18 protein-coding genes and 9 pseudogenes are annotated in these 24,948 nt (G+C 69.6%); 16 read left to right on the top strand and 11 right to left on the bottom strand.

The features are described from left to right. The first annotated feature begins 30 nt into the window (after positions 1–30). Positions 31–1,410 (top strand): M1 family metallopeptidase, encoded by a 1,380-nt coding sequence (locus tag IE237_RS08560; protein ID WP_189801190.1) that lies wholly within the window; start codon positions 31–33, stop codon positions 1,408–1,410. 87 nt (positions 1,411–1,497) lie between these two features. On the opposite strand, the gene IE237_RS08555 is transcribed toward IE237_RS08560, so the two are convergent. Next, positions 1,498–1,647, bottom strand: coding sequence for a hypothetical protein (locus IE237_RS08555; protein ID WP_189801189.1), 150 nt, complete (start codon positions 1,645–1,647; stop codon positions 1,498–1,500). A gap of 110 nt (positions 1,648–1,757) precedes the next feature. Then, positions 1,758–2,164, bottom strand: a pseudogene (locus IE237_RS08550) (RidA family protein). A 50-nt stretch (positions 2,165–2,214) separates the two neighbouring features. Here IE237_RS08550 and IE237_RS08545 point away from each other — a divergent pair. The 3 genes from IE237_RS08545 to IE237_RS08535 all read left to right on the top strand — a co-directional run bounded on the left by IE237_RS08545 (position 2,215) and on the right by IE237_RS08535 (position 4,048). Continuing rightward, positions 2,215–2,433, top strand: coding sequence for a hypothetical protein (locus tag IE237_RS08545; protein WP_189801188.1), 219 nt, complete (start codon positions 2,215–2,217; stop codon positions 2,431–2,433). 252 nt (positions 2,434–2,685) lie between these two features. Next, positions 2,686–3,129, top strand: coding sequence for an SRPBCC family protein (locus IE237_RS08540; RefSeq protein ID WP_189801187.1), 444 nt, complete (start codon positions 2,686–2,688; stop codon positions 3,127–3,129). Positions 3,130–3,403: 274 nt separating this feature from the next. Further along, positions 3,404–4,048 (top strand): dihydrofolate reductase family protein, encoded by a 645-nt coding sequence (locus IE237_RS08535; RefSeq protein WP_189801186.1) that lies wholly within the window; start codon positions 3,404–3,406, stop codon positions 4,046–4,048. A gap of 133 nt (positions 4,049–4,181) precedes the next feature. On the opposite strand, the gene IE237_RS08530 is transcribed toward IE237_RS08535, so the two are convergent. Continuing rightward, positions 4,182–4,715, bottom strand: a complete 534-nt coding sequence (locus IE237_RS08530) for a hypothetical protein (protein WP_189801185.1) — start codon at positions 4,713–4,715, stop codon at positions 4,182–4,184. A gap of 273 nt (positions 4,716–4,988) precedes the next feature. On the opposite strand from IE237_RS08530, the gene IE237_RS08525 reads away from it, so the two are divergent. Then, positions 4,989–7,307: a hypothetical protein gene (locus IE237_RS08525; RefSeq protein WP_189801184.1), complete on the top strand. Its 2,319-nt coding sequence runs from the start codon at positions 4,989–4,991 to the stop codon at positions 7,305–7,307. Positions 7,308–7,611: 304 nt separating this feature from the next. Here IE237_RS08525 and IE237_RS08520 read toward each other — a convergent pair whose 3' ends face one another. After that, positions 7,612–8,451 (bottom strand): dienelactone hydrolase family protein, encoded by an 840-nt coding sequence (locus tag IE237_RS08520; RefSeq protein ID WP_189801183.1) that lies wholly within the window; start codon positions 8,449–8,451, stop codon positions 7,612–7,614. 96 nt (positions 8,452–8,547) lie between these two features. Here IE237_RS08520 and IE237_RS08515 point away from each other — a divergent pair, with 96 nt between their 5' ends. Further along, positions 8,548–9,519, top strand: a complete 972-nt coding sequence (locus IE237_RS08515; protein WP_189801182.1) for a GlxA family transcriptional regulator — start codon at positions 8,548–8,550, stop codon at positions 9,517–9,519. A gap of 76 nt (positions 9,520–9,595) precedes the next feature. Here IE237_RS08515 and IE237_RS08510 read toward each other — a convergent pair whose 3' ends face one another. Beyond that, positions 9,596–11,149 carry a serine/threonine-protein kinase gene (locus IE237_RS08510; protein ID WP_189801181.1) on the bottom strand — a complete coding sequence of 518 codons (1,554 nt, stop codon included), beginning with the start codon at positions 11,147–11,149 and terminating at the stop codon, positions 9,596–9,598. Between the two features lie 272 nt (positions 11,150–11,421). Between IE237_RS08510 and IE237_RS08505 the strand changes: the two genes are divergently transcribed. The 5 genes and pseudogenes from IE237_RS08505 to IE237_RS08490 all read left to right on the top strand — a co-directional run. After that, positions 11,422–12,999, top strand: a complete 1,578-nt coding sequence (locus tag IE237_RS08505) for a right-handed parallel beta-helix repeat-containing protein (protein WP_189801180.1) — start codon at positions 11,422–11,424, stop codon at positions 12,997–12,999. A gap of 1,660 nt (positions 13,000–14,659) precedes the next feature. Then, positions 14,660–15,091: an NfeD family protein gene (locus IE237_RS08500; RefSeq protein WP_189801179.1), complete on the top strand. Its 432-nt coding sequence runs from the start codon at positions 14,660–14,662 to the stop codon at positions 15,089–15,091. Positions 15,092–15,094: 3 nt separating this feature from the next. Next, positions 15,095–16,153, top strand: coding sequence for an SPFH domain-containing protein (locus IE237_RS08495; RefSeq protein ID WP_189801178.1), 1,059 nt, complete (start codon positions 15,095–15,097; stop codon positions 16,151–16,153). 75 nt (positions 16,154–16,228) lie between these two features. Next, positions 16,229–16,457: pseudogene (locus IE237_RS40625) on the top strand (hypothetical protein); the annotation flags it as partial. Positions 16,458–16,603: 146 nt separating this feature from the next. After that, positions 16,604–16,699, top strand: a pseudogene (locus tag IE237_RS08490) (transposase); the annotation flags it as partial. Positions 16,700–16,738: 39 nt separating this feature from the next. Here the strand turns inward: IE237_RS08490 and IE237_RS08485 are convergent. The 3 genes and pseudogenes from IE237_RS08485 to IE237_RS08475 form a co-directional block, all read right to left on the bottom strand. Further along, positions 16,739–16,846 (bottom strand): annotated as a pseudogene (locus IE237_RS08485) (IS5/IS1182 family transposase); the annotation flags it as partial. Positions 16,847–17,289: 443 nt separating this feature from the next. Then, positions 17,290–18,255: an MASE1 domain-containing protein gene (locus tag IE237_RS08480; protein WP_229842455.1), complete on the bottom strand. Its 966-nt coding sequence runs from the start codon at positions 18,253–18,255 to the stop codon at positions 17,290–17,292. Positions 18,256–18,425: 170 nt separating this feature from the next. Beyond that, positions 18,426–19,268: a PP2C family protein-serine/threonine phosphatase gene (locus IE237_RS08475; RefSeq protein ID WP_189801176.1), complete on the bottom strand. Its 843-nt coding sequence runs from the start codon at positions 19,266–19,268 to the stop codon at positions 18,426–18,428. 715 nt (positions 19,269–19,983) lie between these two features. On the opposite strand from IE237_RS08475, the pseudogene IE237_RS08470 reads away from it, so the two are divergent. After that, positions 19,984–20,351 (top strand): annotated as a pseudogene (locus IE237_RS08470) (flavin reductase). Between the two features lie 291 nt (positions 20,352–20,642). Here the strand turns inward: IE237_RS08470 and IE237_RS08465 are convergent. Beyond that, positions 20,643–20,972, bottom strand: a pseudogene (locus IE237_RS08465) (thiamine pyrophosphate-binding protein); the annotation flags it as partial. A 32-nt stretch (positions 20,973–21,004) separates the two neighbouring features. Beyond that, a pseudogene (locus IE237_RS08460) lies at positions 21,005–21,491 on the bottom strand (glutamate synthase-related protein); the annotation flags it as partial. A gap of 266 nt (positions 21,492–21,757) precedes the next feature. Here IE237_RS08460 and IE237_RS08455 point away from each other — a divergent pair. From IE237_RS08455 to IE237_RS08440, 4 genes and pseudogenes are all read left to right on the top strand, one after another. Next, positions 21,758–21,892, top strand: a pseudogene (locus IE237_RS08455) (transposase); the annotation flags it as partial. 505 nt (positions 21,893–22,397) lie between these two features. After that, the gene (locus IE237_RS08450) at positions 22,398–22,574 is read left to right on the top strand and encodes a hypothetical protein (RefSeq protein ID WP_189801667.1); all 177 of its coding nucleotides are present in this window, start codon (positions 22,398–22,400) and stop codon (positions 22,572–22,574) included. 16 nt (positions 22,575–22,590) lie between these two features. Continuing rightward, on the top strand, positions 22,591–23,310 hold the full coding sequence (locus tag IE237_RS08445) for a helix-turn-helix domain-containing protein (protein ID WP_189801621.1): 720 nt from the start codon (positions 22,591–22,593) through the stop codon (positions 23,308–23,310). A gap of 44 nt (positions 23,311–23,354) precedes the next feature. Beyond that, entirely contained in the window at positions 23,355–23,909 is a 555-nt protein-coding gene (locus IE237_RS08440) for a dihydrofolate reductase family protein (RefSeq protein ID WP_189801175.1), read from the top strand. Positions 23,910–24,714: 805 nt separating this feature from the next. Here IE237_RS08440 and IE237_RS40620 read toward each other — a convergent pair. Then, a pseudogene (locus tag IE237_RS40620) lies at positions 24,715–24,945 on the bottom strand (IS5/IS1182 family transposase); the annotation flags it as partial. Positions 24,946–24,948: the final 3 nt, after the last annotated feature.

Raw genomic sequence — 24,948 nt, 5'->3', positions numbered from 1 at the left:
ACGAGCACAGTGCAGGGAGCGGAAGCGGCAGTGAGCGGCCAGAGGACAACGGCGTCGGACTCGTACTTTCCGGCCAGCGGCGATCCCCGGTACCGCGTGCACCGGTACGAAATCGCTCTGGACTACCGTCCCGGCCCCAACCGGCTGGCCGGTACGGCCCGGCTCAGCGCGATCGTCGGCCGGGCGCAGCTCACCGAGTTCGCCCTCGACCTGGCCGCGTTCAAGGTCGGCCGGATCCAGGTGAACGGCCGGGCGCCCCACTACACCCACCGGGGCGGCAAGCTGCGCATCCGGCCGGCCAAGCCCCTCTCCGCCGGCGTCGCCTTCACCGTGGAGGTGCAGTGGTCGGGAAACCCCAAGCCGGTACGCAGCCCCTGGGGCGGCCTCGGCTGGGAGGAGCTGGCCGACGGCGCGCTCGTCGCGAGCCAGCCGGTCGGTGCGCCTTCCTGGTACCCGTGCAACGACCGGCCCGCCGACAAGGCCTCCTACCTGCTCTCGGTCAACACCCCTTCTCCGTACGCGGTGGTGGCCGGCGGCCGGCTCCTGACGCGGACGACCAAGGCCTCGACGACCACGTGGGTGTACGAGCAGACCGCCCCGACCTCCAGCTACCTGGTCGGCCTGTCCATCGGCATGTACCAGACGGTGCTGCTCGGCGACCCAGGACTCGGCGGTGTTCCGCAGAGCGCCCACGTACCGGCGCATCTGCTGCCGAAGTTCTCCCGGGACTTCGCCCGGCAGCCTGCGATGATGCGGCTCTTCGAGGAACTGTTCGGCCCCTACCCCCTGGGCGAGTACTCGGTCGTCGTCGCCGACGAGGACCTGGACGTGCCGGTGGAGGCCCAGGGACTGGCCCTGTTCGGCGCCAACCACGTGGATGGCGTGCGGGGTTCGGAGCGGCTCATCGCCCACGAGCTCGCGCACCAGTGGTTCGGCAACAGTGTGACCATTGCCGACTGGCGGCACATCTGGCTGAACGAGGGCTTCGCCAAGTACGCCGAATGGCTCTGGTCGGAGCGCTCCGGCGGTCGCACCGCGCAGGAACTGGCCCTTGCCGCACACCGATTGCTGGCCGCGCAGCCGCAGGATCTGGTGCTGGCCGACCCCGGCCGCAAGCTGATGTTCGACGACCGCCTGTACCAGCGTGGGGGCCTGGCGTTGCACGCGATCCGCTGCGCGCTGGGTGACGGGGCGTTCTTCCGCATGGTGCGCGACTGGGCCGGCGTGAACCGCCACGGCGTGGTGACCACCGCGGGCTTCGCCGCCCATGTGGCCCGCTACGCGGCCGAGCCGCTGGACGGCCTGCTCGCGTCCTGGCTCCATGAGCCCTCCCTCCCCCCGCCGCCCGCCCCGCCGATCCCGGCCCGCCCCGGGAATCCGCCCACCAGCGGCGGGTCGAGCGGAGGGTGAGACGATCCGTCGGGTGCGGCTCTTTGTCTCCTGGCGGTACGTAGACGTCTTGCGCGGGGCCGGATTGCGGCACGGCGGCGGGACCTGTCAGTGCTCCCGGGGGAGGTGCTTGCCCGCCACCTCCGCATGGGTGCGGGCGGCCTTCTCGAGGCCTCCGAGGTGGGCCTCGGTGTCGAGGTCGAGGCCGCCTTCGGTGCGCCAGCAGGCCCCACGTCTGACCTCGACGACATCGGCCACCCCGCGTTCCACAGTGGTCAATGACGGGCCGGCGTCGTGTGAGCTGCCGGAGTGGAGGCCCGGTACTGACAGCCCGACGCCGGCCACCTGGTACGGACGGGTGCGCCTGTTCAGTCGAAGACGGCGGTGGCCTCGCTCTCGACCAGGTGCTCGGGGATGTCCGGCGCGGCGACGCCCAGCAGTGTTCCGGGCGGTACGGCTGTGACCCCGAGCTTCGTGACCGCCCGGGCATGCCTTCCATGAGCTGGGGCATCGTGCCGGGCGTCCGGTCGACGACGTGGATGGTCAGTCTCGCCACGTCGTCGAACGACGCGCCGACCTCGGTCAGGGCGGTGTCGATGTTCAGGTAGCACTGTTCGACCTGGGCGGCGAGGTCGCCTTCGCCCACCGTGATGCCGTTGACGTCCCAGGCGACCTGTCCGGCGACGTGGACCGACCTCGATCCGGTTGCGATCGACACCTGCCGGTAGGCGTCGACTTCCGGCAGTCCACGGGGGTTCACCAGGGTGATGGCCAACCCACCGCCAGATCGCCGCCGAGGCGTCAGGACCGGCCCTGGTCCGGCGCATGCCCGAGGGCGTGACGGCGGACGGTCGGACGTACGTCTTCGCGCGAACGCAGCTGGAGGGCTCGGCGCTCCTCGTCCGGGACGGCCGGGCCGCGCCTCTGACGCCGGGCACCCTGGCCTTCCACGACGCGAGCCGCCCGTTCGCCCTGACACTGCCGGAAGCCCAGCGGGCCCCGCCTCCAGCAAAGCCTTCCGGGCGGCGTACGGGGAGTCACTGAGCCGCTGGCGCGAGAGCGCGCGCCCGTGCTCTGCGGGACTCCGCGACGCCCTGACGGTGACCCGGTACCGGAGGCAGTCGGGCCGAATGACGCGCAGGTTCGTCACGAGGTGCCGGATACCGGCGCAGCGTGGAGACTGGCGTCGCGCACGGGGGAGCGGCACGCCGCTGCCCCGCGGCCAGGAGGCGGCAGTCGGGTGTCTCTGGGATCCTGGCCGTGAAGCGTACGCCGGGCACACAGCGAGGAGCCGCAATGTCCGGAGAGTTCGAGGCCAGCGTCGAGGTCGACCGCCCGGTGGAGGATGTTTTCGCCTACCTCGCCGACGGCCGCAACGATCCCGAGTTCAGCCCCAGGGTCCTGGAGATCACGAAGACTCCGGACGGACCGACCGCCGTCGGGACGGTCTTCCGCAGCACCGTGAAGGACGCCGGGATGAAGAGCTCCCGCGAGTTCCGCATCACCAGCCTGGTAGTGCCACGCACGATCCGCTGGAGTGAGCAGAGCAAGAACCTCATCACGGCCGAGGGCGGCTATGACCTCGAACCACTGACTGACGGCCGTACCCGGGTCCGGATCTTCAACGTCCTCGAAGGCCACGGACTTGGCCGCATCCTGCTGGGACCGGCGCTTCGCGCGGCTCGCAAGGATGCTCCCGCCTTCGGTCTCCGGATCAAGGCCGCCGTCGAGCGGTCCTGACCCAGCGGCGGCCCGAGGCCGCGCGACACGCAGTTCCTGGAGCGAGGGTTCGCCCGCGCATGGCTCTTGTCGATGGGGATGCGAACCCGGCGACCAGTTCCGGCTTGGGCAGGGGTGGGCGAGATCGGACGAGCCTCTGCCCGACTGATGACCGTGCCGGAGGTGAATCTGGACAACGTCTCCGTGAGGCTGACGCCAGGCGGCCGCCCACGGGGCGATCTCTTGACGGACGCAAATGACTCATCGGGAGTAAGTCACTCATCGGGAGTAAGCCATGGGCCTCATCCACATGGAACTGTTCGCGACCCTCGACCTCGTCGCGCAGGCGCCCGGAGGCCCGGACGAGGACCCAGCGGGCTTCCCCTTCGGAGGCTGGCAGGCGCCCCTGCTGGACGAGGTCGCCGGGGCGCAGATCCTGGCCGCGTACGAAGGCACGGACGCTCTCCTGCTCGGCCGGCGGACGTACGACATCTTCGCCGCCTACTGGCCGCACCAGGAGGGCGGCGAGGACAACGAGATCGCCACGCTCTTCAACAGGGTGCCGAAGTACGTGGCCTCGCGCGGCAGGCCCGACCTCTCGTGGGCCGGGTCCTCGCAGCTCGGCCCGGACCTCGCCGACGCCGTGCGCGAGATCCGCGACCGGCACGAGCACGTGAAGGTCGTCGGGAGCCTGAACCTCGTGCAGACCCTCCTGCGCGAGAAGTTGTTCGACCGTCTCGACCTCTGGCTGCACCCCATCGTGCTCGGAGTCGGGAAGACGGTGTTCGACACGGGCGCGGTGCCCAGCAACCTCACACTCCTCGCACCTCCGGCAGCCAGCCCGAAGGGCACCGTGTTCCTGCGCTACGGGCTGATCGACGGCACGCCCGCCACGGGAGACATGAGCGCACCCGATCGCGGTCTGGGAAGTGACAACTGAAAGTCCCTTACACCTGGTGGGCCCGTGCCGTCGCGCAGCAGGCATCGCGAGGCTTCGGGAAGGCCACCGAAGCACCAGTCAGTCGCCGTACCTTTCATCAGACACGGCCTGGCGCCCGCACAGCGGGCACCAGTCACTCGTCGTCCTCCTCGTCGTCTTCCTCGTCCTCGTCGTACCAGCCTTCGATCATGCCGACGAGCCGTTCGTCGATCGGGTTGTCGAACTCGTCTTCGGTGGTGAGGAGTCGGCGCAGCGTGTTCAGGGGGTACCAGTGTTCGCCGGGCTTGGCGTCGGGTGCGCCGACGCAGGGGGTGTCCAGGTACGCAGGGTCCGGGACCGCCGGATAGAACGCCGGGAGCAGACCGAAGGTCACGTCCGGCTCGAACTTCCATACCCAGCCCTCGCGCCGTCGGCGCAGGGTCTCGCCGATGTACCACACGGCACCCTGGACGAAGGGGGAGCGGCGCTGTGCGGTGATCTCCTCCGACTCGGCGAACGTCTCCTTGACCAGGTCTTCCAGGGCATCGAGGGAGGCGTCGGAGAAGTCGAACCGGTCGAGGCCGCCGGCTTCCCGGGCCCAGCTCTCGAAGGCCGCCTGGCGTTCGGTGAGCCAGACCAGGAGGTCGGGGTGGCGGGTGGAGTCGTAGTCGGCGTGCGGTGTGGTCATGGCCAGAACCTACCGAACCGCGCTGTCACCCGCGCAGGATCTTCGCGGAGTCATCACACGACGCGTCAACAACCGCTTGTACGTGAGGTGTTGACGGCCTCTAGTGTGGTGGGTAGGCAGGAGCGGGCACGATACGGGGGCCCTTGTCCGGCCTGCCCTCGCAGTCTTGAGTCCCGTGGCCCCCACGACCAGGGACACTAAGTGAGCACATCTATACGACAGCGCCTGAAAAGGCGCCTATCTGCCGCGCTGGCGGTCGTTTCCTCGGCGGCGGTGCTGCTGGTCGGCCTGCCGTCCGTGGCTTCGGCCGCGCCCGGGAACTACGCGAAGATCACCGGTGGCAAGCGGTGCGATCAGATGCACCTGAAGAGGACCGTCCCGCGTACGCCGAACAACTCGGGGGCGCCGACGGGGCAGCACCACTGGACGAAGTCCGGGCCGGACGAGGAGTACTACTACAACAACGCGTTCAAGGGTTTCGAGGACGTTCCGGCGCCCACTGCGGCCGAGCTGGGGCAGGTCACCGGCAGCCGCGAGGACATCGACAAGTGGGACAAGGCGTATGCGGCCTCCAAGGACCCGGAGGACATGCGCAAGGCGATCTACTCCCGCTACAAGCGGCATCGCAACGAGTCGAACAACCCCAAGCCGTTCGGCAAGTGGAAGGTCAACCTGATCAGCGCGCAGGTCAGCAAGCAGAAGGGGGGCGTGTTCGAGGTCAAGGCGGTCCAGGACTTCAACATGGTCGGCCCTGACTGGCTGTGCGAGGTCACGATCGAGATCTTCGACAAGGACGGCAACAAGATCGCGTCCCGGCGGTACGACTCCTACAACCAGCGCACCGGTGAGTTCGGAGAGTTCAAGTCCGACGGGAAGCGCAAGCCGGCCCAGCTCCGGGCCGACAGGATCATCCTGCGGCACAAGGACGCGAAGTACGACTTCACCCGGAACCGTCTGACGATGTTCACGTCGGAGAAGCCGAACGGGGCCACCCTCCGCGACTACAAGGCCGAGAACGACAAGCTGCGGGCGGAGCGGGGGACGGGGAACAACCCGATTCGGATCGCGGAGCGCCGGGCGACCGCGAAGGGCCAGTGGCCGCAGACGAAGTACACGAAGACGTACAACGTGTTCAACCCGCTGCCGAACCGCGGCACCCAGGGACCGGGCGCCTCGATGGCCTACGGGTCGGGACAGAACCCGGCCCAGGCCCGGCAGTTGCAGAACCAGTACGTGGCGGACAACGCCCGGTCCGCGCTCGGCCGGGGCCCGGGCGGGGTGGACTTCTCCACTCTGGAGCTCCAGTACGTCGGGAACCCGGTCAAGGGCAAGGCTCTGGACTACTCCATGAAGGCCGACCTCATGCCCGATGAGGACAACAACCCGGGCTGGGGCGGACAGGCGAAGCTCGAACTGGCCTCCGACGCCCTTTTCACGTGGCTGGCGCTCACCCCGGACCGGCAGTGGGTGAACCTCAACCCCGACCAGCCCGACACCATCATGGACAAGGCGTTCGGTGAAACCGACGCCGGCCGTGTCCTCCTCGTGGCCGACATGGAGATGAAGCGGGACTTCTCCCGTGCCATGGACCCCAAGAAGTCCCCGGGCAAGGAGTTCATGGACGCCGCCCCCAAGGTCGACGGGGTGCCGTGCTGGGGATCGGGACGCAACTGGATCGTTCCCGGCCGGGCGAAGGTCCGCGAGCAGGACGGCGGGATCTACATCCTCGACGCCCCGCTGGAGGTCAACCACGCGGCGATGGACTTCTCCACCCCCGTACCGGGAGAGGACTGCTCGAAGAAGCTGAGCAAGGAGGAGAAGGAGCTCGGCCACCGGCTGATCACCCAGCTTCTCGTCCCGCACGTCGAGAAGCAGATCAACACCGACCCCAAGTACGCTGACCTGCGCCGCGTCTACAAGTCCCGCGTCGCGGCCGAGTGGATCCGCCAGCAGGACGCGAAGAAGGCCACCGACTTCCGCCCCCTCATCAACAGCAACAACCTGAAGCGGTGGCCGCTGCGCGGTGAGAACGCCCACTGGGACAAGCGGACCGTGTGGAAGGAGATGGTGAAGTCCTTCACCGAGGGCGACTTCACCTACGAATGGCCCCTCGGCGACGGCCGGATCTACACGTTCTTCGTCGGCGGCATCGACTTCGCCAAGGCCCCCAAGCGGAACGTCACCGGCGCCGAGTTCACCGCCCAGCACCGTGAACTGCCCCGCGCGACGAAGGACTCCGTGCGCACCGAGACCTCCGCCCGCGACAGCGACACCGCGTTCCTGGGTGGCAACGGCGCCGCCCTGACGGATGACGGGAAGCCCGACCCGAAGCCGACGCCGACGCCGAAGCCGACCGTCCCGACCGATCCGCCCACGTCGCCGGGCCCGGACCCGACCAAGCCCGGCAACGGTGACACCGGCGGCAGTGGGGGCGCGACGCCTCCGGCGAACCGGCCGGACCCGGACGGCGGCCTCGCCGACACCGGATCGGACACCCCGATCGGCCTGATCTCCGGCATCGCCGCGGCGATCGCCGCCACCGGCGCGGCCCTGGTGTGGTGGATGCGGCGCCGCCGCACCGTCCAGGAGTAGCCCGAACGAGCAGCACGAACAGGAAGGGCCCCACCCCGGTTCGCCCCGGGGGCGGGGCCCTTCCCCAGTGTGCTGGGCGGCGGCTGACCAGACGCGCACGCGGGATGACGGTCGGTCGTGGGCCCGAGGGCTGCCCCAGGGCCCGGGGAGTCGGACGGCCGTGGGTCCGTGTCGAACGAGATGAAGCAGACTCCGCATCCCCGCGGCCGCCGCTCCGTCTGGTCGAGCAGTCCATGGAGGAACGGGATCGGGTTTCGGCCGCCGCGACCGGTCCGGAAGATCCGACAGGGTCGTCTGTGGATGTTCACTGATCCAGCGAGTGTGCAGACCGGCTCAAGCGTTCGGTCAGGAAGGCGAGGATCTCGTCCCTGGCCTTCAGCGTGGGATGTCCGTCCTCGTCGACGAGGTGGGCGGTGACGACGCTGTGGGGGGACCCGACCACCTTGCGGAAGAACGGGGGCGGGTTCGTGTTCGCAGAACTGCCCGGAAGGACGCGGCCGTCGAAGGCGTCGCCGAGGAGTGCTTGGTACGCGGCGAAGCGCTGCCCGGTGCACCAGCGGTCGTCGTCGAAGCGGTAGGCGAGGATCTTCAGTCCGTCGCGCGCGACGCGGTCTTGGACCGCGCGGGCGTCCTCTTCGCTCATCTCGAGTCCGCCGGGATCGTCCAGCGGCAGTGACGGGTGGTTGACCACTGGCGCGATGACGGCCAGCTCCATCGCCATGGTGAGGGCGAAGTTGCCGGTGAAGCACAGCCCGATCGCACCGACTCCCGGACCGCCGCACTCTGCGTGGGCTTGGCGCGCCAGCCCGCGCAGCCACGCCGCGACGGGGCTGGTGCCGCCTCCCGCGAACGCACGGAACTCGGCACTGACGCACGCGCGACGGACTACCTCCTCACTACCCTCGACCGTGGGATAGGCGCCGTCGACCCCGAAGAGCGAGGGGACGTAGACGGTGAAGCCCGCATCACGCACCCACCGCGCCAGCCGAAGGACGTCAGGACTGATACCGGGCATCTCTGGCATCAGCACGACGGCCGGCCCGGAACCCGCGGCATACACCGTCTTCACCACCCCGTCCACGTCCACCAGTCGGCGGGAGAAGTCCGTGATCGCGTCGTCAAGACGTCCGTTGGGAGCACTCATGGCGACAGCGTGGACTGATCTACCCGCCAAGGCGATAGGCTGCATCGCCATGTAAAGGGGTGATCTCGCCATAGGCATGATGCTCAGGAGGCGAGCGTGAGCGCGCTGCGGGTTGGTGTCCTGGCCTATCCAGGCTGCTTCGCGTCCGAGGTGTTCGGTGTACCCGATCTGTTGACGATGGCCGCACACGTTGCCGGTCCGGACCGCGCCGGCTACGAGGTGTCGATTGTTTCGCCTCGTCGTCGCGTCGCCGCATCAGGTGGTGCGGCGTTGGCCGTCTCTCCGCTGCGCGAGGTCGACGTTCTTGTCGTGCCAGGGTTCGACCTCGCGCCGGGCCTCGACGTGGACGCGAAGCTCGTAGCCCTCGCCCCTGAGATTGCGGCGATCCGCTCACACGCAGCTGCGGGTGATGTCGTCGTCTCGATCTGCGTCGGTGCGTTCCTGCTCGCCGAGGCAGGGCTCCTCAACCGACGCCGGGCCACGACGGCATGGTTCCTCGCCGACGAATTGGCTCGACGCTGTCCGGAGACTGATGTCCGACCGGAACGTCTCGTCGTCACCGACAACGGGGTGACGACGACGGCGGCCTTCAGCGCCATGTACGACTTCGCACTGGAACTCATCCGCCAGCACAGCGGTGCCGACGTGGCACGCACAACCGCGCGGGTGGCGCTCCTCGACAATGCGCGGTCGTCCCAGACCCCGTACGTCGACACGCGACTCCTTCCACAGCCCGGAAACGAGTTCTCCCGCAAGGTCATGCGTCACCTCGACCAGAACCTCGCCGCCCCATACGACCTCGCCGCGTTGGCGGACACACTCAAGGTCAGCACTCGGACTCTGCTGCGGCGCTTCGCAGACGCGACCGGCCGGAGTCCTCTCGAGTACCTACAGTCGTCGCGCGTCCGTCGCGCCCGCCACCTCCTTGAGACCACGGACCGAACCGTCGCCAGCATCTCCACCGCCGTCGGGTACAAGGACTCCGGAACCTTCGCTGCTCTCTTCGCCAAGCACACCGGACGACGCCCAAGGGACTACCGCGCAACCTTCCGGCGTGGTGCCGACTGACGGCGGCCTTCCCTGGTGCGACTGCCCGAGCCTTCGTCTGCATTCAGCGTGCCCGGCAGTAGGAGGTGCGCCCGCGTCAGGAAAAGGCCGCAGTGGCATCCCTGGGGTCACCTTCGAAGCCATTACACGCCATGATCGAGTAGTCGACGATGATGATCGTGTATGTGCCGAACAGTTCCCTCGGTTCCATCACCTCGTAGGCGCGTGGCATTTCGTCCGTTGTCGCTGTCTTCAAGATGTCGGGCCATCGGAAGGACCATGTGCGCTTCCCCCGGGGCATCGTGAGCGAGATGTCCTCACCCTTGGGTAGTTGCACGTGAACCACTGGCGGTTCGTCGACTGTCTGGGCACGATCGTTGGTGATGTTGATGACGGCCTCGGTGAGCCAGCCGCGGCGGTAGGCCACGGGAGTCACCGAGATACTGAAGCCCTGGCTGGCCGTGTCCAGGCCCAGGCCCTCGCTGATGACGCACTTCTTCGCCGCAGGACTGAACGAGAGCGAGCCCGGCAGGCTCCTGTACACGTCTGCCTCCGTCGTCGGCTCTTCCGTCGGCTCTTCCGTCGGCTCCTCCACCGTCGGTTCCACGGTTGGTGCATCGTTGAGCGCGATGGCCGAGGAGGTCGGCGGAGAGACCAGTCGCCCGGCGGCCGCTCCGGTGGCCAGCAGGAGCGCGCCGGACACGGCGAGAACGGCCCATCTTCCCGTACGGCTCCGGGAAGCGTGGGCGGGGACGACCGTGGAAGACTCGTCAGGAGGCGCCGTCGGCCTCGGGCCCGCGGGACGTGACCGGCGAAAGGCCGCCGCGGTCTTCTTGTGTCCGTAGGAACGCAAGGAGGTCAGGTGGGCGAGTGTGTCACTGAGGGGTGGCCGCTCGTGAGGGTCCTTGTGCATGCACGCGGCGATGAGGTCCCTCAGCTCTTCGTGTACGTCCGATAGGCGTGGCTCCTCGTGGACGATGTGGTACTGGGCGGTGAGGGGGGTGATGCCCGGGAAGGCGTGATCTCCAGACGAGGCGAAGGTCAGGACGGCGCCGAGAGCGAAAACGTCCGATGCTGCGCTGACCTGCCGTCCCTGTACCTGTTCGGGGGAGAAGTAGCCGGGGGTGCCCAGAACAGACTCGGTACGGGTGGCGTGACTGAAGTCCGTGGCGTAGGCGAGGCCGAAGTCGATGATCTTGGGTCCGTTGTCCGTGAGGAGCACGTTCCCGGGCTTGAGGTCGCGGTGTACCAGACCCGCCTTGTGGATGGACGCCAGACCGAAGGAGAGACCGAGGGCGAGTTCCACTGCTGCGGGCAGGTCCAGGGCGCCGTGCTGCTGTACATGCTCGCGCAGCGACAGGCCCTCGACGTACTCCGTGGCGAGCCAGGGCTCGCGCGCCTGGGTGTCGAAGCCGACGACGCGAACCGTGTACGGGCTCCGGACCGAACTCGCCGCCGTCGCCTCCCGGGTGAACCGCCTCCGGAAACCCTCCTCCTGCGCGTACTCACTCTTGATCGTCTTGAGGGCGACATGCTTGTCCCGGTCCTCCTGCGTGGCGAGGTAGACCGTTCCCATCCCCCCGCTACCGAGCCGCGCGACGATCCGGAACGAACCGATCGTCCTCGGGTCGTCCTTGCTCAGGTCCCACATGTGGCCACTCCCCTCCCCGGTGTCCCCCCGGCCCGAGCGCAGACGATAGCTCTTCCCGGATCTTCATGCTGCGAGCCTTCGAAGTAACTGGTCCACAGCGGGAGGAAGTTGGCCGCGACGGGCCTTGGTGACGTCGATCCCCGAGGTGGCACCGTGTTCCAGGCGCGAGGGCGCCGGGTCCGCCTGCCTTCGTCCGCGTGCCCCTCCCGTGACAGGCCCTGACGCCTCTGACGTACGCTCCTGCCAAGCGTCGAGAGAACGGGGAAGGGCGCATGGAACGTCGCGCGTTGATGCTGGCCATGGGTGGATTCGTAGGGGCCTGGGGCGGCGCGTCCGTGCTGGGCGCGCCGGCCGCCGCGGCCGCAGGCGGGGTCGTCGTGGACGTCACGGCCCACGGAGCGAAGGGCGACGGCGTCACCGACGACACCGCCGCTTTCCAGAGCGCCCTCGCCGCGGTGAAGGCCGTACCGGGCGCGGCCACCCTGCTGGTGCCACCCGGCACCTACCCCGTCGGCGCGAGCCTCGTCCTCGCCGCCGACACCACCGTGTCCGCGTACGGAGCCCGCATCGTCCGTACCAAGGACAGCGGCGCGTTGCTCAAGAACTTCGACTCGGTCACCCCCGTGTACGGCTACGCGGGCGCGGGGAACATCGCCGTCCTCGGCGGCACCTGGGACATGCGAGGCGCACAGTTCAGCAAGCAGAGCGACGCCGTCGGCTTCGCCCACTGCGAAGGCGTCCTGGTCAAGGACTGCACCTTCGTCGATACCCCCTCGGCGCATGCCGTCGAGTTGAACGCGGTCCGGAACGCGGCTGTCGTGAACTGCGTCTTCGACGGCCACCACCCCGGGGACGGCGCGAGCCTCACCACCAAGGAAGCCGTCCAGATCACCTGCGCCACCGAGGGGAACCTTCCCGCCCCCGCCTACGACGCCACTGGCTGCGAGGACATCCTCATCACCGGCTGCACCCTGCGCGCCGGCACCACAACCGGGCCGTTCGGCGCCCTGTGCGGGGACCACTGGGGCGCCAAGGGCGTGTTCCACCGGCGAATCAGGGTCATCGGCAACACGGTCCAGAAGAGCGGCGCGTTCGGCATCCGTGCCGCCGACTGGCAGGACTCCGTCATCGCCGACAACACGGTCACCGATGTCGCGCTCCACGGTATCTACCTCAACTCGCCCCAGGGCAATGGCATCAGCGGCATCACCATCAGCGGCAACACGGTCCGCGGCGTCGACGGCAGCGGCGGCATCTCCGCCAGCGTCGCCGCAGGCGGCGCCCGCCACCGTGACATCACCGTCTCCGACAACACCGTCGAGTCGGTGAAGGGCGAGGCAGGTATCTACGTCGCGCAGACCGACGGCCTCACCGTCATCCGCAACACCGTCACCGCCACCCTGCGCCTCACCCCCACCGGCAACTGCCAGGGCATCCACGTCCAGAGCTCCCCTCAAGCCGTCGTCGCCCAGAACAGCCTCACGGACATCCAGGGCGACGGCATCGGCATCGACAGCGGCTCCATCGGTACCCTCGTCGCCGACAACACGGTCCTGGCCACGACCGGCCCCGGCATCAACACGGGCGTGAACGGCGCCACCCTGCGAGGCAACCGGATCACAGGAGCCACCGGCTACGCCGTCCGGGTCGGCGGCAACGCGGTGGGCACCTTCGTCCAGGCCACCACCGTAGGTGCGGTCACCGGCGGCGCCTCGGGGGCCGCGATCGGCGTGATGGCGGGCTCCAGCGGTACCTGGCTGGTCGGCAACGACCTCACCGCCCGCGGCTCCAGTACCCCCGCGATCACGGACAACGGCACGGGCACCACGCCTGTACAGAACACGATCTGACCTTCCCCTCGCCTACGAACAGCGGGGTCACCGACGAGTGCGGGGTGCGGCCGGGCGGGTGGTACGGGTGGCCGGTCGCCGCGAAGCAGCCGAGTACCTGGCGGGAAGACGATCGGGTACGGCGAATCGGTCCAGGACCGGGGCGCCCTCACCCAGGCCGTGACCGTTCCCGCCCTCCCGGCAGCCCACAACTCGTCGTGAAACCAGTTCAGTTCCGGCTCGCCAGTGCCAACGAGCAGTACCGGGCCGCTGTCCTCGGCGTGATCAAGGGGTACTCCTGATCGTCGCGGTGGCCCGGCCTGGATGGCGATCTTCGAGTTCGTATGTCGGTCATCGCTGATGGCCTCGGACGGCCCATCAGCTGGAGCATCAGCTCTAACAACCGGCGTACTGCACAGTGGAGATGAGGCTGACTCGACGCGCAGGAGGTGTGGGAGGCGGTGGACCGGCCCGCACCTCGCCCACCACCACACCGACCTCGGGACCGGATCCTGGGCGGGGCCGCACACGCGGAAGCCCGGCAGGTCATCCCTCCCGCATAGGTGGGGACGACTCGGCCGGCCCCGCCCACACGACCCCTGGGCATGGGGACACCCCGGTGCACGCGGGGACCAGGCCAACCGTCCAGGCAGAGCCCGCCATCGCGGCGGACGGCGAAATCGGCCTGATCGCCTGGAGAGTTGCCGAACCACTTCTGATTCCGTGATGAGGGAAGGCCACCGCGGACGGAGGATGCAGTGGGGCGATCGGAGCAGCGTGCACGGCTGCGGGTCACCGCGCAGGGAGGACCGTCTCAGGGCGCCATCAGGCCGGGCGTCATCCCATGTGTGCCGTTCAACCATCGGAGACGCCGAGATGACCGTGCTCTTCTTCGACATCGGGGCGACGCTGGCGGATGTCAGTGTTTGAAGCAGATGCTTCGAGTGCGGGTGGTACCCGCCCACCCGTGGCCGCTGACCAGCGGAAATGGCCGAGATCCCGCCAGGGTGCAGGCGGCTGGTCCGCGTATGGCCCGGATCTTGATCGGAGCGGAGTGGGCCCCCTGACCGATGGCCCGTGGCGGCGGCAAGCTGGAACACAATCCAAGGGTGGGCCGACAGGTCGCCACGGCCCTCCGCGATCCATGGCGCCACGACAGAGAAAGTCGCCAGGGCTTGGACGCTCCTCTGCCTGGACGGCCCTGGTGCGGGCGTCCTCGGCCCAGCGGTGCTGCCACAGGGCGACGCCGCCGCGGGCGACGCCGCCGCGGTAGTTCGGGGGACGCGGTGGTACTCACGGCGCCGGCCAGCCGCGCTGCCGTCCGCCTCGTCGACTTCGCGGCGGCATGCAGCGCAGCTCGCGAGCTGGTTCTCGTGAGCCGCCTCCCTCGGCGGGGGGAGGGAGTGCAGGACGTACGCGCCGACGGCGTCGTACGGATTCTCGGCAGACGTCTTGATCCGCCCTCCAGACAGGCATGGAGCCCGCCGTCGAAGCCGTGATCACCCGGGCGACGGACCCTCGCCATCTCTTCGCCCGCCCCGTTGGGCGGCACGCGGCACATCCCGCCGACGTGGCCGTTCCCGACGCCTGAGCGTGCTCGCTCGCGAAACGGGGTAGATACGGCAAAAGGGTGCACTTCTTGTTCGGGCCTTCGCACAGTCGCACCTGCCGGGAGAGTGCCATGGACCTTTGGCTGGTCTGGTCGATCGCCGCAGGGGTGCTGGTGGTGGCGGAGATCTTCACTCTCACGGCCGCGCTCGGGATCCTCGGTGTCGCCGCGGCGGTCACGGCGGGAACCGCCGCCCTGGGGCTCCCGCCGCCCTTGCAGCTCGTGGTCTTCACTGTACTGGCCGTGGTGAGTCTGCTGTTCGTGCGCCCCGTCGCCGTGCGTCATCTGCTCAAGCCTCAGGCCGAGAGGTTCGGCGTGGACGCTCTGGTGGGCCGCTCCGCATACGTCGTAGCGGAAGTGACGGGACTGGGCGGCAGGGTCCGCATCGGTGGCGAGGAATGGACGGCCCGCGCCTACGACGACACGCTGGTGATACCTCCGGGGGCGACCGTCGACGTCATGGAGATCGACGGCGCCACCGCCGTCGTCTACCCCCGGGAGTAGGTCATGGACGTGCCGGGATTGCTCATAGCCGGTCTGATCCTCGCGGCGCTCGCGGTGTTCACGGTGGTACGGGCGGTACGCATCGTGCCGCAGGCCCGCGCCCGCAACGTCGAGCGCCTCGGCCGCTACCGGCGCACGCTGCGGCCGGGGCTCAATCTCGTCATCCCGTATGTCGACCGCGTCTATCCGGAGATCGACCTGCGGGAACAGGTGGTCTCGTTCAGGCCACAGCCGGTCATCACCGAGGACAACCTGGTCGTCGAGATCGACACCGTGCTGTACTTCCAGGTCACCGATCCACGAGCGGCCGCCTACGAGATCGCCGACTTCCTGCAGGGCGTCGAACAGCTCACCGTGACCACTCTGCGCAACGTTGTGGGCTCGATGGACCTGGAGAAGACCCTGACCTCCCGTGACACCATCAACAACCAGCTCCGTGGTGTGCTCGACGAGGCGACGGGCAAGTGGGGGCTGAGGGTCAACCGCGTGGAGATCAAGGCCATCGACCCGCCGCAGTCCATCAAGGACGCGATGGAGAAGCAGATGCGTGCCGAGCGCGACAAGCGGGCGGCGATTCTCGGGGCCGAGGGACAGCGGCAGTCGCAGATCCTGACCGCCGAGGGGGACAAGCAGGCCGCCGTGCTCCGAGCGGAGGGCAACCGCACCGCAGAGATCCTCAAGGCCGAGGGCCAGTCCCGGGCCATCGACGAGGTGTTCCAGGCCGTGCACCGCAACGACCCCGACCCCAAGCTCCTCGCCTACCAGTACATGCAGATGCTGCCCCAGCTCGCCCAAGGCGCCGGCAGCACCTTCTGGGTGATTCCCAGCGAGGTCACCTCCGCGCTTCAAGGGGTGTCCCGCGCTTTCAACGAGGTGCTGCCCCAGTCTCCGGCCACCCGGGAGACGTCCGCGGAGGACACGGCCGCCGCCCAGGCGGCCGAGGATGCGGCGAAGGCCGCGGAAGCCGCCGCCGAGGCGCTTGCCGACGCGGCTGAAGCCGATGCCGACACGCTTCCCTTCACCGGTGGCCGTCAGGTGCCGCGGGGGCCGGAGGACGGGTAGTCGGCCCCTGATGCCGCCGGTGCCGGTCCCCTCCCTGCGGGTTGCCGCGAACGTACCGGCAGTATGACCGCGAAGGCCGACGCCGTGCACTTCTTGCTCGCCGTCATCAACATCATCGGCCTCTACCTCCACGCCCCCGTCGTCAAGCGCGAGCTGAACAGCTTCCTCGGGCTTCGTGAAGAAGCGCGACGCAGGCCTCCAGACGGACGCGGAGGCCGACACGGACCAGGAGCTGGTGAAGACCACCGTCCCCCCCCCGGCGGCCCGGCTCCCGATGCCCTGCCCTCACATCGCGCCTTGGTGAGAAGCAGGGCCCTGCACCCACCCCGGCAACGTCACGAGCACCGGCAGCTAGGACTTGTCCGGCCGATCATGTGACTATTCCGTGCCCAAGGTTCCTGTGGGCATGCGGCGGGGCGATCTGAGTGATGCCGAGTGGGAACGGCTGCGGTCCAGGCCGCGGCCGACGCCGCAGGCGAGATCGACTGGGACATCTCGGTCGACTCCACCAGCGTCCGCGCCCATCAGCACGCCGCCGGGGCCCGCACAGATCTGCCCCGGCCCCGGGGTCAAAGGGGGCCGCAGGTCCTGCGTCCCGCCGCCCTGCGGTCGCACCCTGGACGGCGGGATCAGCGGCCTCGCGATCTCCCACAGCCCGTCCGGAACAATCCAACTCCACGTACCCCGCCCCATATCAAGGCCAACGATCCACGTCCGTCCCACTTCTGTGCCACAACCGCCCCCGGCGCGGTCGTCACGTGCTTCGATGGCATCGGAAGGAGTGGCACGTGGCGACCGTTCACGAATGGACCGGCCTGGAGGCGCTTGCCCTGTGCAAGGAAGGTCTTTCGTCTTCTGGTGGTACACGCCTCGCACGGTCGATGATCAGCGGAAACGGCCATGATTCGACCACGCCCTTGGCGGCTGGTCCTTGTATGGCCCGGATCTTGGTCGGCCTGGAGTGGGCCCCTGACCGGATGGTCCGTGGCGGCGGCGAGTCGGGACACAGATGAAGGGGCGGCCTACAGGTCTCCCCGGGCCGGGTTCCGCAGGATCGCTTTGCCGCAGGTCCACGCTGGCAGAGAAGAGGCCCGGCACAGCGGCTCCTGATCCCTGCGCCGGCTCCGGCGCAGGGATCACGGATTCCGGTGTCCGCCGGGTGGGGCTGCCCGGCGCTCGGCGGTGTCAGGTGGACCCGGTGAGGGCTCGCCCGCCGCGAGGTGCTCCAGGACCTCCGCGAGTTCCTGGCAGGCGCGGCGCACCGACCGGCGGGTCGCACGCTGCTCGGTGATGACGGAGGCGAGAAGCAGGGCGGTCAGTGCGGCGCAACCGTTGAACGCCTGGAGCTTGGCCATGATCTCGACGTCCGTGAGGTGGAGGAACGCGCCCCGTCCGGAGGTCGCCTCGAAGGTGGCGAGCACGGAGGCGAAGAGCGCGCACAGCATGCTTCCGGCGAGCTGGAAGCGGAGCGCTGCCCAGATCAGCAGGGGGAAGACGAGGAAGAGCATGCTCGTCGGGCTGAGCACGGCCATGGGCATGAGGATCAGGGTCGTCAGCCCCAGAAGGGCCGCCTCTTTCCAGCGCCGTACCCGGAACCGTCCGGCCGGCCCCGCGAGGACGAGGAGGAGCGGGGCGACGAGCAGTACCCCCATGGTGTCGCCCACCCACCAGGCCAGCCAGACGGGCCAGAACTCGCTCTTGTCCAGGGAGCTCTTCGCCACCTGCAGTCCGACCCCCGCGGTCGCGCTGATCAGCATGGCGCCGAACCCGCCGAGGAAGACCAGGGAGAGTCCGTCCCGCAGCCGCGCCATGTCGAGCCGGAAGCCGGCCCGTCGCAGCAGCAGGAAGGCGCACAGTGGTGCGACGGTGTTGCTGGCCACGGTGACCGCTGTGGTGGGCCCCGGAGTGGTGAGGGAGGCGATGACGAGGAAGGAGCCGAGGGCGATCCCAGGCCAGACCCGCGCGCCGAGCAGCAGCAAGGCGGCGACGGCGACGCCGGTGGGCGGCCAGATGGGGGTGACCACCACGCCTTCGACGACGAGGCGGCCCATCAGGCCGAGTCGTCCGGCCGCGAAGTAGCAAACCGCCACGGCCAGCGACATCAGAGCCGCCTCCGTAGCGGACCGGAACTGCCGAGTATCCAACACGTCAGCCATCAGACACCGACCGGGCCGCCACGACCGGGCAAGGCCCCTGCGTGTCGGGCGCCGCCGTCGGGCACGGGCCCGGGCGGGTCCGAGGACCGACCCGGCCCGAGGCGAGCCCCCTCCCCTCACTCCTCGGCCGCCGGGCGGGCCGGACCGCCGTCATGGCCGACGACCAGGACGGCCGCGTCGTCCTCGTGCCCCACCGTGGCCGCCAGCTTCATGACGGCGGTGGCGAGCGCGTCGACGTCCAGCCCGGCGACGGCGGTGATCCCGGCGAGCCTCGTCACCCGGTCCAGACCCTCGTCGACGTGGAGCGAGGGCCCCTCCACCACCCCGTCGGTCAGGAGGACGAAGACACCGTCGGCGGTGAGCCGGTGGCGCGTGGCCGGGTAGTCGACGCCGCGCAGCACACCGAGCGGAGGCCCGCCCTCGCTGTCGTCGATGCCGGACCGGCCGTCGGTGGTGGCCCAGATGTGGGGGATGTGGCCGGCCCGGGCGCACTCCAGGGTGCCGGCAGCGGGGTCGAGCCGCAGGAAGGTGCAGGTGGCGAAGAGGTCGGCGTCCAGAGAGATGAGCAGGTCGTTGGTGCGACCGAGCAGCTCTCCAGGGTCTCCGGTGACGGAGGCCAGCGCGCGCAGTGCCACACGGACCTGCCCCATGAAGGCGGCGGCCTCGATGTTGTGTCCCTGCACGTCACCGATGGACATGCCGATCTGCCCGCCGGGCAGGGAGAAGGCGTCGTACCAGTCACCGCCGACGTTGAGCCCGTGGTTGGCGGGCTCATAGCGGACGGCCAGCCGGGCGCCCGGAAAACTGGGCAGGTGCGAGGGCAGCATGCCGCGCTGCAGGGCCACGGCGAGCTCGACACGGGAACGCTGCGTCTCGGCCAACTCCCGCGCCCTGGCGGTCAGCGACCCGAGCCGGACCAGAAGGTCCTCGCTGCTGTCGGCCGGCCGTCTGCGGAACATCGATCACTCCGACGTCACGACAATCCTCGCATCACTCCGTCCCGTCTCCAGCACGCGGGACCACACGGGACCACCTCGGTACGAACAGGTCCTTCCCACTCTGCCCGGAGGGGACGGCGTCCGCATCTCATCGGCGGAGAACGCGGCGGATCCCAGCGGGGCCACCGCCACACCACCGGAAACGAGCAGCGGCCCGGCGAGATCGAAGGCATCGCCCCGCCCCTGACCTACGTCCGGACCGAGCAGGCCGACGCCGAGCGACTCGCAAGACACCGGCGGCCCCAAGGACGCCAGGCATGAACACGAATTACACCCTCGTCCCCCGGCGCGAAGAGTTCTGCGCCGGTCCTCCTCCCCGCCGGCGCGGACGTCGGCCTGCTCGACGCGCTGCCGGGCGCGCCGGCCGGTCTCGCGGGCGCCGCTCAGCACACCTTCCGTAAGGGGATGCCAAGCAGGTACGTCCGCCACTCGGCGGGCGAGAACGTCCCTCCGGCGCGGCGCGCCGATCCTGGCAACGGGTGCATCCTCGGCGCCCGCCTGATGGGCGCGCAGGCCTCCACGCTCACCCAGCCCCTCGTCCTGGCGGCGACACCGCGGTTCGACGCCGTCACCCCAGCCCGGTCCGCGTACGGGATCCATCCACGCTCACCGAGGTCGTGGAGAACGCAGTCCTCGATCTCCATCTGTGAACCCCCGGAAGTGCAAGGGAGGCGTTGTGATCGGGCTCGACTCCTTCACCGACGTTCTCGACGGCCCGATGTACGTGGTCACGGCCGAGGCTTCCGGCGGCGAGCGGGCAGGCTGCCTGGTGGGCTTCGCCTCGCAGTGCTCCATCGACCCGCCGAGGTTCACGGTCCGGCTGTCGACCGCCGACCACGCGTACCGGGTCGCACTCCGGGCCGAGCGCCTCACCGTGCACCGGCTCCATCCTGGTTCACCGGCAGGATCGAGAGACGCATCGAGGGCGGCGACCACGTGGGCTTCCTCCTGAGGCCCGTCGCGGCGGGTCCCCGGCCCGAGGGGCCGCCGCCCCTTCTTCGGTACCGGGAACTGCGCGACCTCAAGCCCGGCCATCCGGCCTGAGCTCGCAGCTACGGATCTGTCCGGGACGACGCCCGGGCGGGGAGCGGCGGCCTCTGTCGGATCCGTACAGCGACCAGCGGCGTGCCTGGGGCCCGCACCCTTGCCTGGTGCGGGCCCCACGCGGCCGCAGGCGCGTTCACGGCACGGGGGCCGTGGATCGTGCCGCGCGAGCGTGTCCCTTCGCTCAGGGCTCTTGTGCCCCGGCTCCCGCAATCCACGCCTGCGTCTTTGGACGGGTCCAACCGGCGACGGGCCGACCCTCCCCGACCTACGGCAGGTTCTCCTTGATCTCTCTCCGCCCAGCTCCGACAGCGGCACCTGGCCGCAGATCGCCAGGACCGGAGCACCGCTCTTGGCCGCGTCGTACAGCCCGTTGAACAGATGCACCGAGCCCGGGCCCACGGTGCCCATGCAGACCGCGAGGTCGCCCGACAGCTGGGCCCGGGCGCCGGCGGCGAAGGCCGCCGCCTCCTCGTGGCGAAAGCCGGTCCAGTCGATTCCCTCGGTGGTCCGGATGGCATCGGTGATCGGATTGAGGGCGTCGCCGACCACTCCGAAGACGTGGCCGACGCCGAGGTCCGCGAGACCGTCGACGATCACCTGCGCGACGGTACGAGTCATGGGGTCTCCCCTCAGTAAGGACGTCGGACGGCTCACGAGAGCGTGAACCGGTCAGGATGAGCCGCGTTCCAGTCGCCTGCCCACGCGGCCGGCATCGATGCGGCGGAGAGGAGCTGCCCCGGTTCGAGGGGTTCGTACGACTCGGCATGGGACCGGACGGCGTTCGGCCCCACCCGGTGCAGGAGCATGCCGGGCCCGAGTCGGCTCGGATCGTCGACGCCCATGGCCGCCATGATCTGCAGGGCGCTCTTGACCGTCGCTTCCTGGAAGCGCTGGACGCGCCGTGCCTTGTCCTCGACGTCGAGGGCCCGGGCGCGCCCGCGGTCCTGGGTGGCGACCCCGACGGGACAGGTGTTGGTGGCAGCGCTGTGCCTGGATGCACCCGAGCGCGAACCTCATGGCCCGGGCGGAGTTCGTGTAGTCGGCGACCTGGATCAGCCGCTTGACGATGTCGCTGCCGGTGGCGACCTTGCCGGAGGCGCCGATCCGTATCCGGTCGCGCAGGCCCGCGCCGACGAGCAGACGGCGAGGAATTCGCGGCGCGATCCCACGCACAGCTTGGAGCCGGGCAGTACGCCTCCGTCGAAGCCCGTCCTGCGGCTGGTCCGCGTATGGCCCGGATCTTGGTCGGTCCCGTCCATGGCCCCGAAGAGCGACCGCCAGGCGGGAGCAGTTCGCACCGAAGGACGATGGAGGCTGAGCCCTGCCCCCTTATGCCCAAGATGCCCGCTCGCGCCGGGACCACTAGGTCATGTCCGTAAAGTTGATGGCTCGTTGCTCCGTTCGTGGTGCGCCGACATGAACTGAAGGATGAATCGCGGGCGTTGATCGCTCCGTTGCCGGCGCCAGGCCGGATGGGTCGGCCGGTGCGGGGCCGGCGTCAGGTGGAGAACGGGATCCTGTGGAAGCTGTCCACCGGGGAATGAGGGACCTACGCGACCGTCGGCCTTGCGGGTGAGCAGGTTGATGCAGGGTGTGGGAGCGGGCGGGACGCCGGGCGTCCGGCGTGAACGACGCCGTGCTGACGGCGCTCGTCGCCGCGGGGGCCGCGATCGGCGGCGGAGCGCTGACGGGGGTGTTCGCCCTCGCTGCCGCGAGGCGGCAGGCAGCGGCCGCGTGGGCGGCGGGGGAGCGTCAGGCCGCTGCCGCCTGGGAGGCCGGCCGACAACAGGCGGCTGCCGCCTGGGACGCGGGTCGGCTCCAGGCCACAGCGCAACACGACGTGTCCCGCCGGACGCTCACGGAACAGGCGCCGGCGAACCAGAGGGCGGTGCGGCGGGCGGCGTACGTGACGTTCCTGGGCCGTACCGACAGCACCCAACTGGCTCTGGCGGCTTGGCAGAGCGCCATCGGCACGGCGGACGAGTCGCCACGCCGAAGGGAGTACGACTGGGCGCTGGCGGCGTTGGGGGAGGCGCTCGGCAAGTGCGCACAGCCGACTGGTTGTGCGGCGCGCGCGAGGTCGACGAGCTTGCCGTGGCGAGCCGCGCCCGGGGCGCCGGGATCGACGCCCAGCCGCTGGACGCGGTCACCGCCGGCCGGGGACCGTCTCTGCCCCGTCCGGACGGCGTGGCAGACTGGCGGCTCACGCAGCAGCGGTGAGCGGGGGTTGATCCGGTTGGGGCTGGAGATCGAGAGCCGCGCTTCGGAGCTGCCGCACATCGAGCGGGTATGGCGCAGCCGAAGCGATGACGTGGGGCGGATGACGTCGATCGCGAACGCGCACTGGGAGCTCGTCTTCTGGGAGCACGACGGCCGGGTGCAGGCTGCGGTACTCGGCCCGGAGCCCAAGGCCAGCCTGGCGCCCGTCCCGAAGGACGCCACGTTCTTCGGCATCAGCTTCGCCGTCGGTACTTCGATGCCGCACGTACCGATCAGTCGGCTGGTCGGCAGCGGCGCGGAGATTCCCGACGTGACGCGGCGGTCCGTGTGGCTGAAGGGCTCGGCGTGGCACGTGCCCGATTACGACAACGCGGAGGCGTTCGTACGGCGCCTGGTACGCGAGGGCATCGTGGACCGCGACCCGATCGTGCCCGCCGTCCTCGACGGGGCGGTTCCCGACGTCTCCGAGCGCACCCTCCAGCGGCGTTTCGCCGCCGCGACGGGCCTCACCCAGGGCGCCATACGGCAGATCCACCGTGCCCGCCAGGCGGCGGTACTGATCCAGGAGGGCGTTCCGGCACAGGACGTCGTACACCGGCTGGGGTACTTCGACCAGCCGCACCTGGCACGGTCCCTGACCCGATACATCGGCCGCACCGCCACTCGGCTGAGCGCCCCCGACACGGCCGAGCCGCTGTCGCTTCTGTACAAGCCCTCGCCCTCGGCGCCCGCATAGCCTTCCTGACGCAGCGACAAACCCGTACGCATCATGGAGGAATCATGCGCAAGGTCGTTTCCGGTCTGTTCGTCTCGCTCGACGGTGTCGCCCAGTCGCCGAACGAGTGGCAGTTCGCCTTCGACGAGGAGATGGGCGCCGCGCTGGCGGAGACGCTGGAGACGGCCGACGCGATCCTGCTGGGCCGTGTGACGTTCACCGAGTGGGCCGGGTACTGGCCGACGGTGACCAGCGGGGACGACGCGGCCTTCGCCAAGTGGATCAACGACTCGCCCAAGTACGTGGTCTCCTCCACGCTGGACAGCGTCGACGACTGGGCGAACAGCACACTCGTCCGTGGCGAGCTGGCGACCGCGATCGAGGAGCTCAAGGCGGGCGAGGGGAAGAACATCACCGTCGCGGGAAGCCCGACGCTGGTGCGCTCGTTGCTGGAGCTGGACCTCCTGGACGAACTGGTCCTGCTGATCCACCCGGTGGTGGCCGGTGAGGGGCGCAAGAAGCTGTTCGCCGATGATGCCGCCCTGAAGAAGTTGGAGCTGGTGAGTGCCCGGCCCACGAGCAGCGGAGTGATCATCGCGACCTACCGACCGGAGCGCTGAGAGGTCCTCCGTGGGGCCTTTGCGTGTGCAGGCCGCTGATCTCGAGTGCTTGGCCTGAGGTAGTCGGACTGCTCCGCGCCACCGCCGAGGCCCGGCTGCGCCGGGCGGAGTTGTGGGCCGTTCTGGCCTGGGGGACACCCCGGCGGGGAACTCGGGGCCGCTACTCCGCTCACGTCTCGGCGGTGGCCCAGTGCCGCGCGACGGCCGGCGACCGGCTGCGCGGGGCGCTCGACGCGGCGTTCGGGGCCCGGGCGTCCGGAGGTCACGGTCCAGGGCATCACGGTCTGGGGCGAGCACCCCTCACTGAACGGGTCGGACGGATTCGCGCGGGCAGACGGCATGTGCACCCGGTGGGAATGCGGGGCTGCTCCGCAGCGGTGAGCGGGAACGACCGCCGTCATACGCGAGCCGGCGCAGTGAACCGGTCCCTCCCGCCTCCGGTAGGTCGATCCTGACGGTCTCGCCGGCGGGGCCGGCTCCGCCGCACCACCAGCGGGAGGCGCCTGCCCGGCCGAACTCTGCAAAATGTTCTTCGCCTGCTGGTGGTACGGCAGAGGCACTCCTCTGACCAGCGAAAAGAAGGAAAGCTGCGGATGCTCGGAAGACGCTGGTCCGAGAAATGGTCCGGATCTTGGTCGATGGTCACCAGTGGGGCCCAGGGCTCTTGGTCCTGCCGAGGGCGTGCGGAGCGGCACGCTGCTGCCGGCCCAACGCTGACGGGGGCGACGAACGTACTGGGTGCCTGAGTTGTGTCCGGGCAGGTCAGGACTGCTTTGGGGGTGGTCTGATCACGTCGCCAGGGCGGGTTGTGCATGTGGGCGACGGCCTGGACCGTGTGACGGAGGCCGTTGCCGCGCCGGCGGTAGACGCGGAGGATCTTGTAGTGATTCATGCGGGCGACGGCGTGCTCGACGCGGGCCCGCACTCTGCGGTACTCGGCGTTGTCGTCGCCGGGGAGGAGGGCCCTTTCGCACGCCTTGTTCCGACCCTGCCCCTGTGCTGTCATGGTCGCCTTGTGACCAGGTGCGGGGGAGGCTGC

Source organism: Streptomyces tanashiensis, assembly GCF_014648895.1.
In the GTDB taxonomy this organism is placed as follows: domain Bacteria; phylum Actinomycetota; class Actinomycetes; order Streptomycetales; family Streptomycetaceae; genus Streptomyces; species Streptomyces tanashiensis.
Note: the sequence above shows the minus strand (reverse complement) of the source record. Positions and strands in the feature narration are given on the sequence as shown.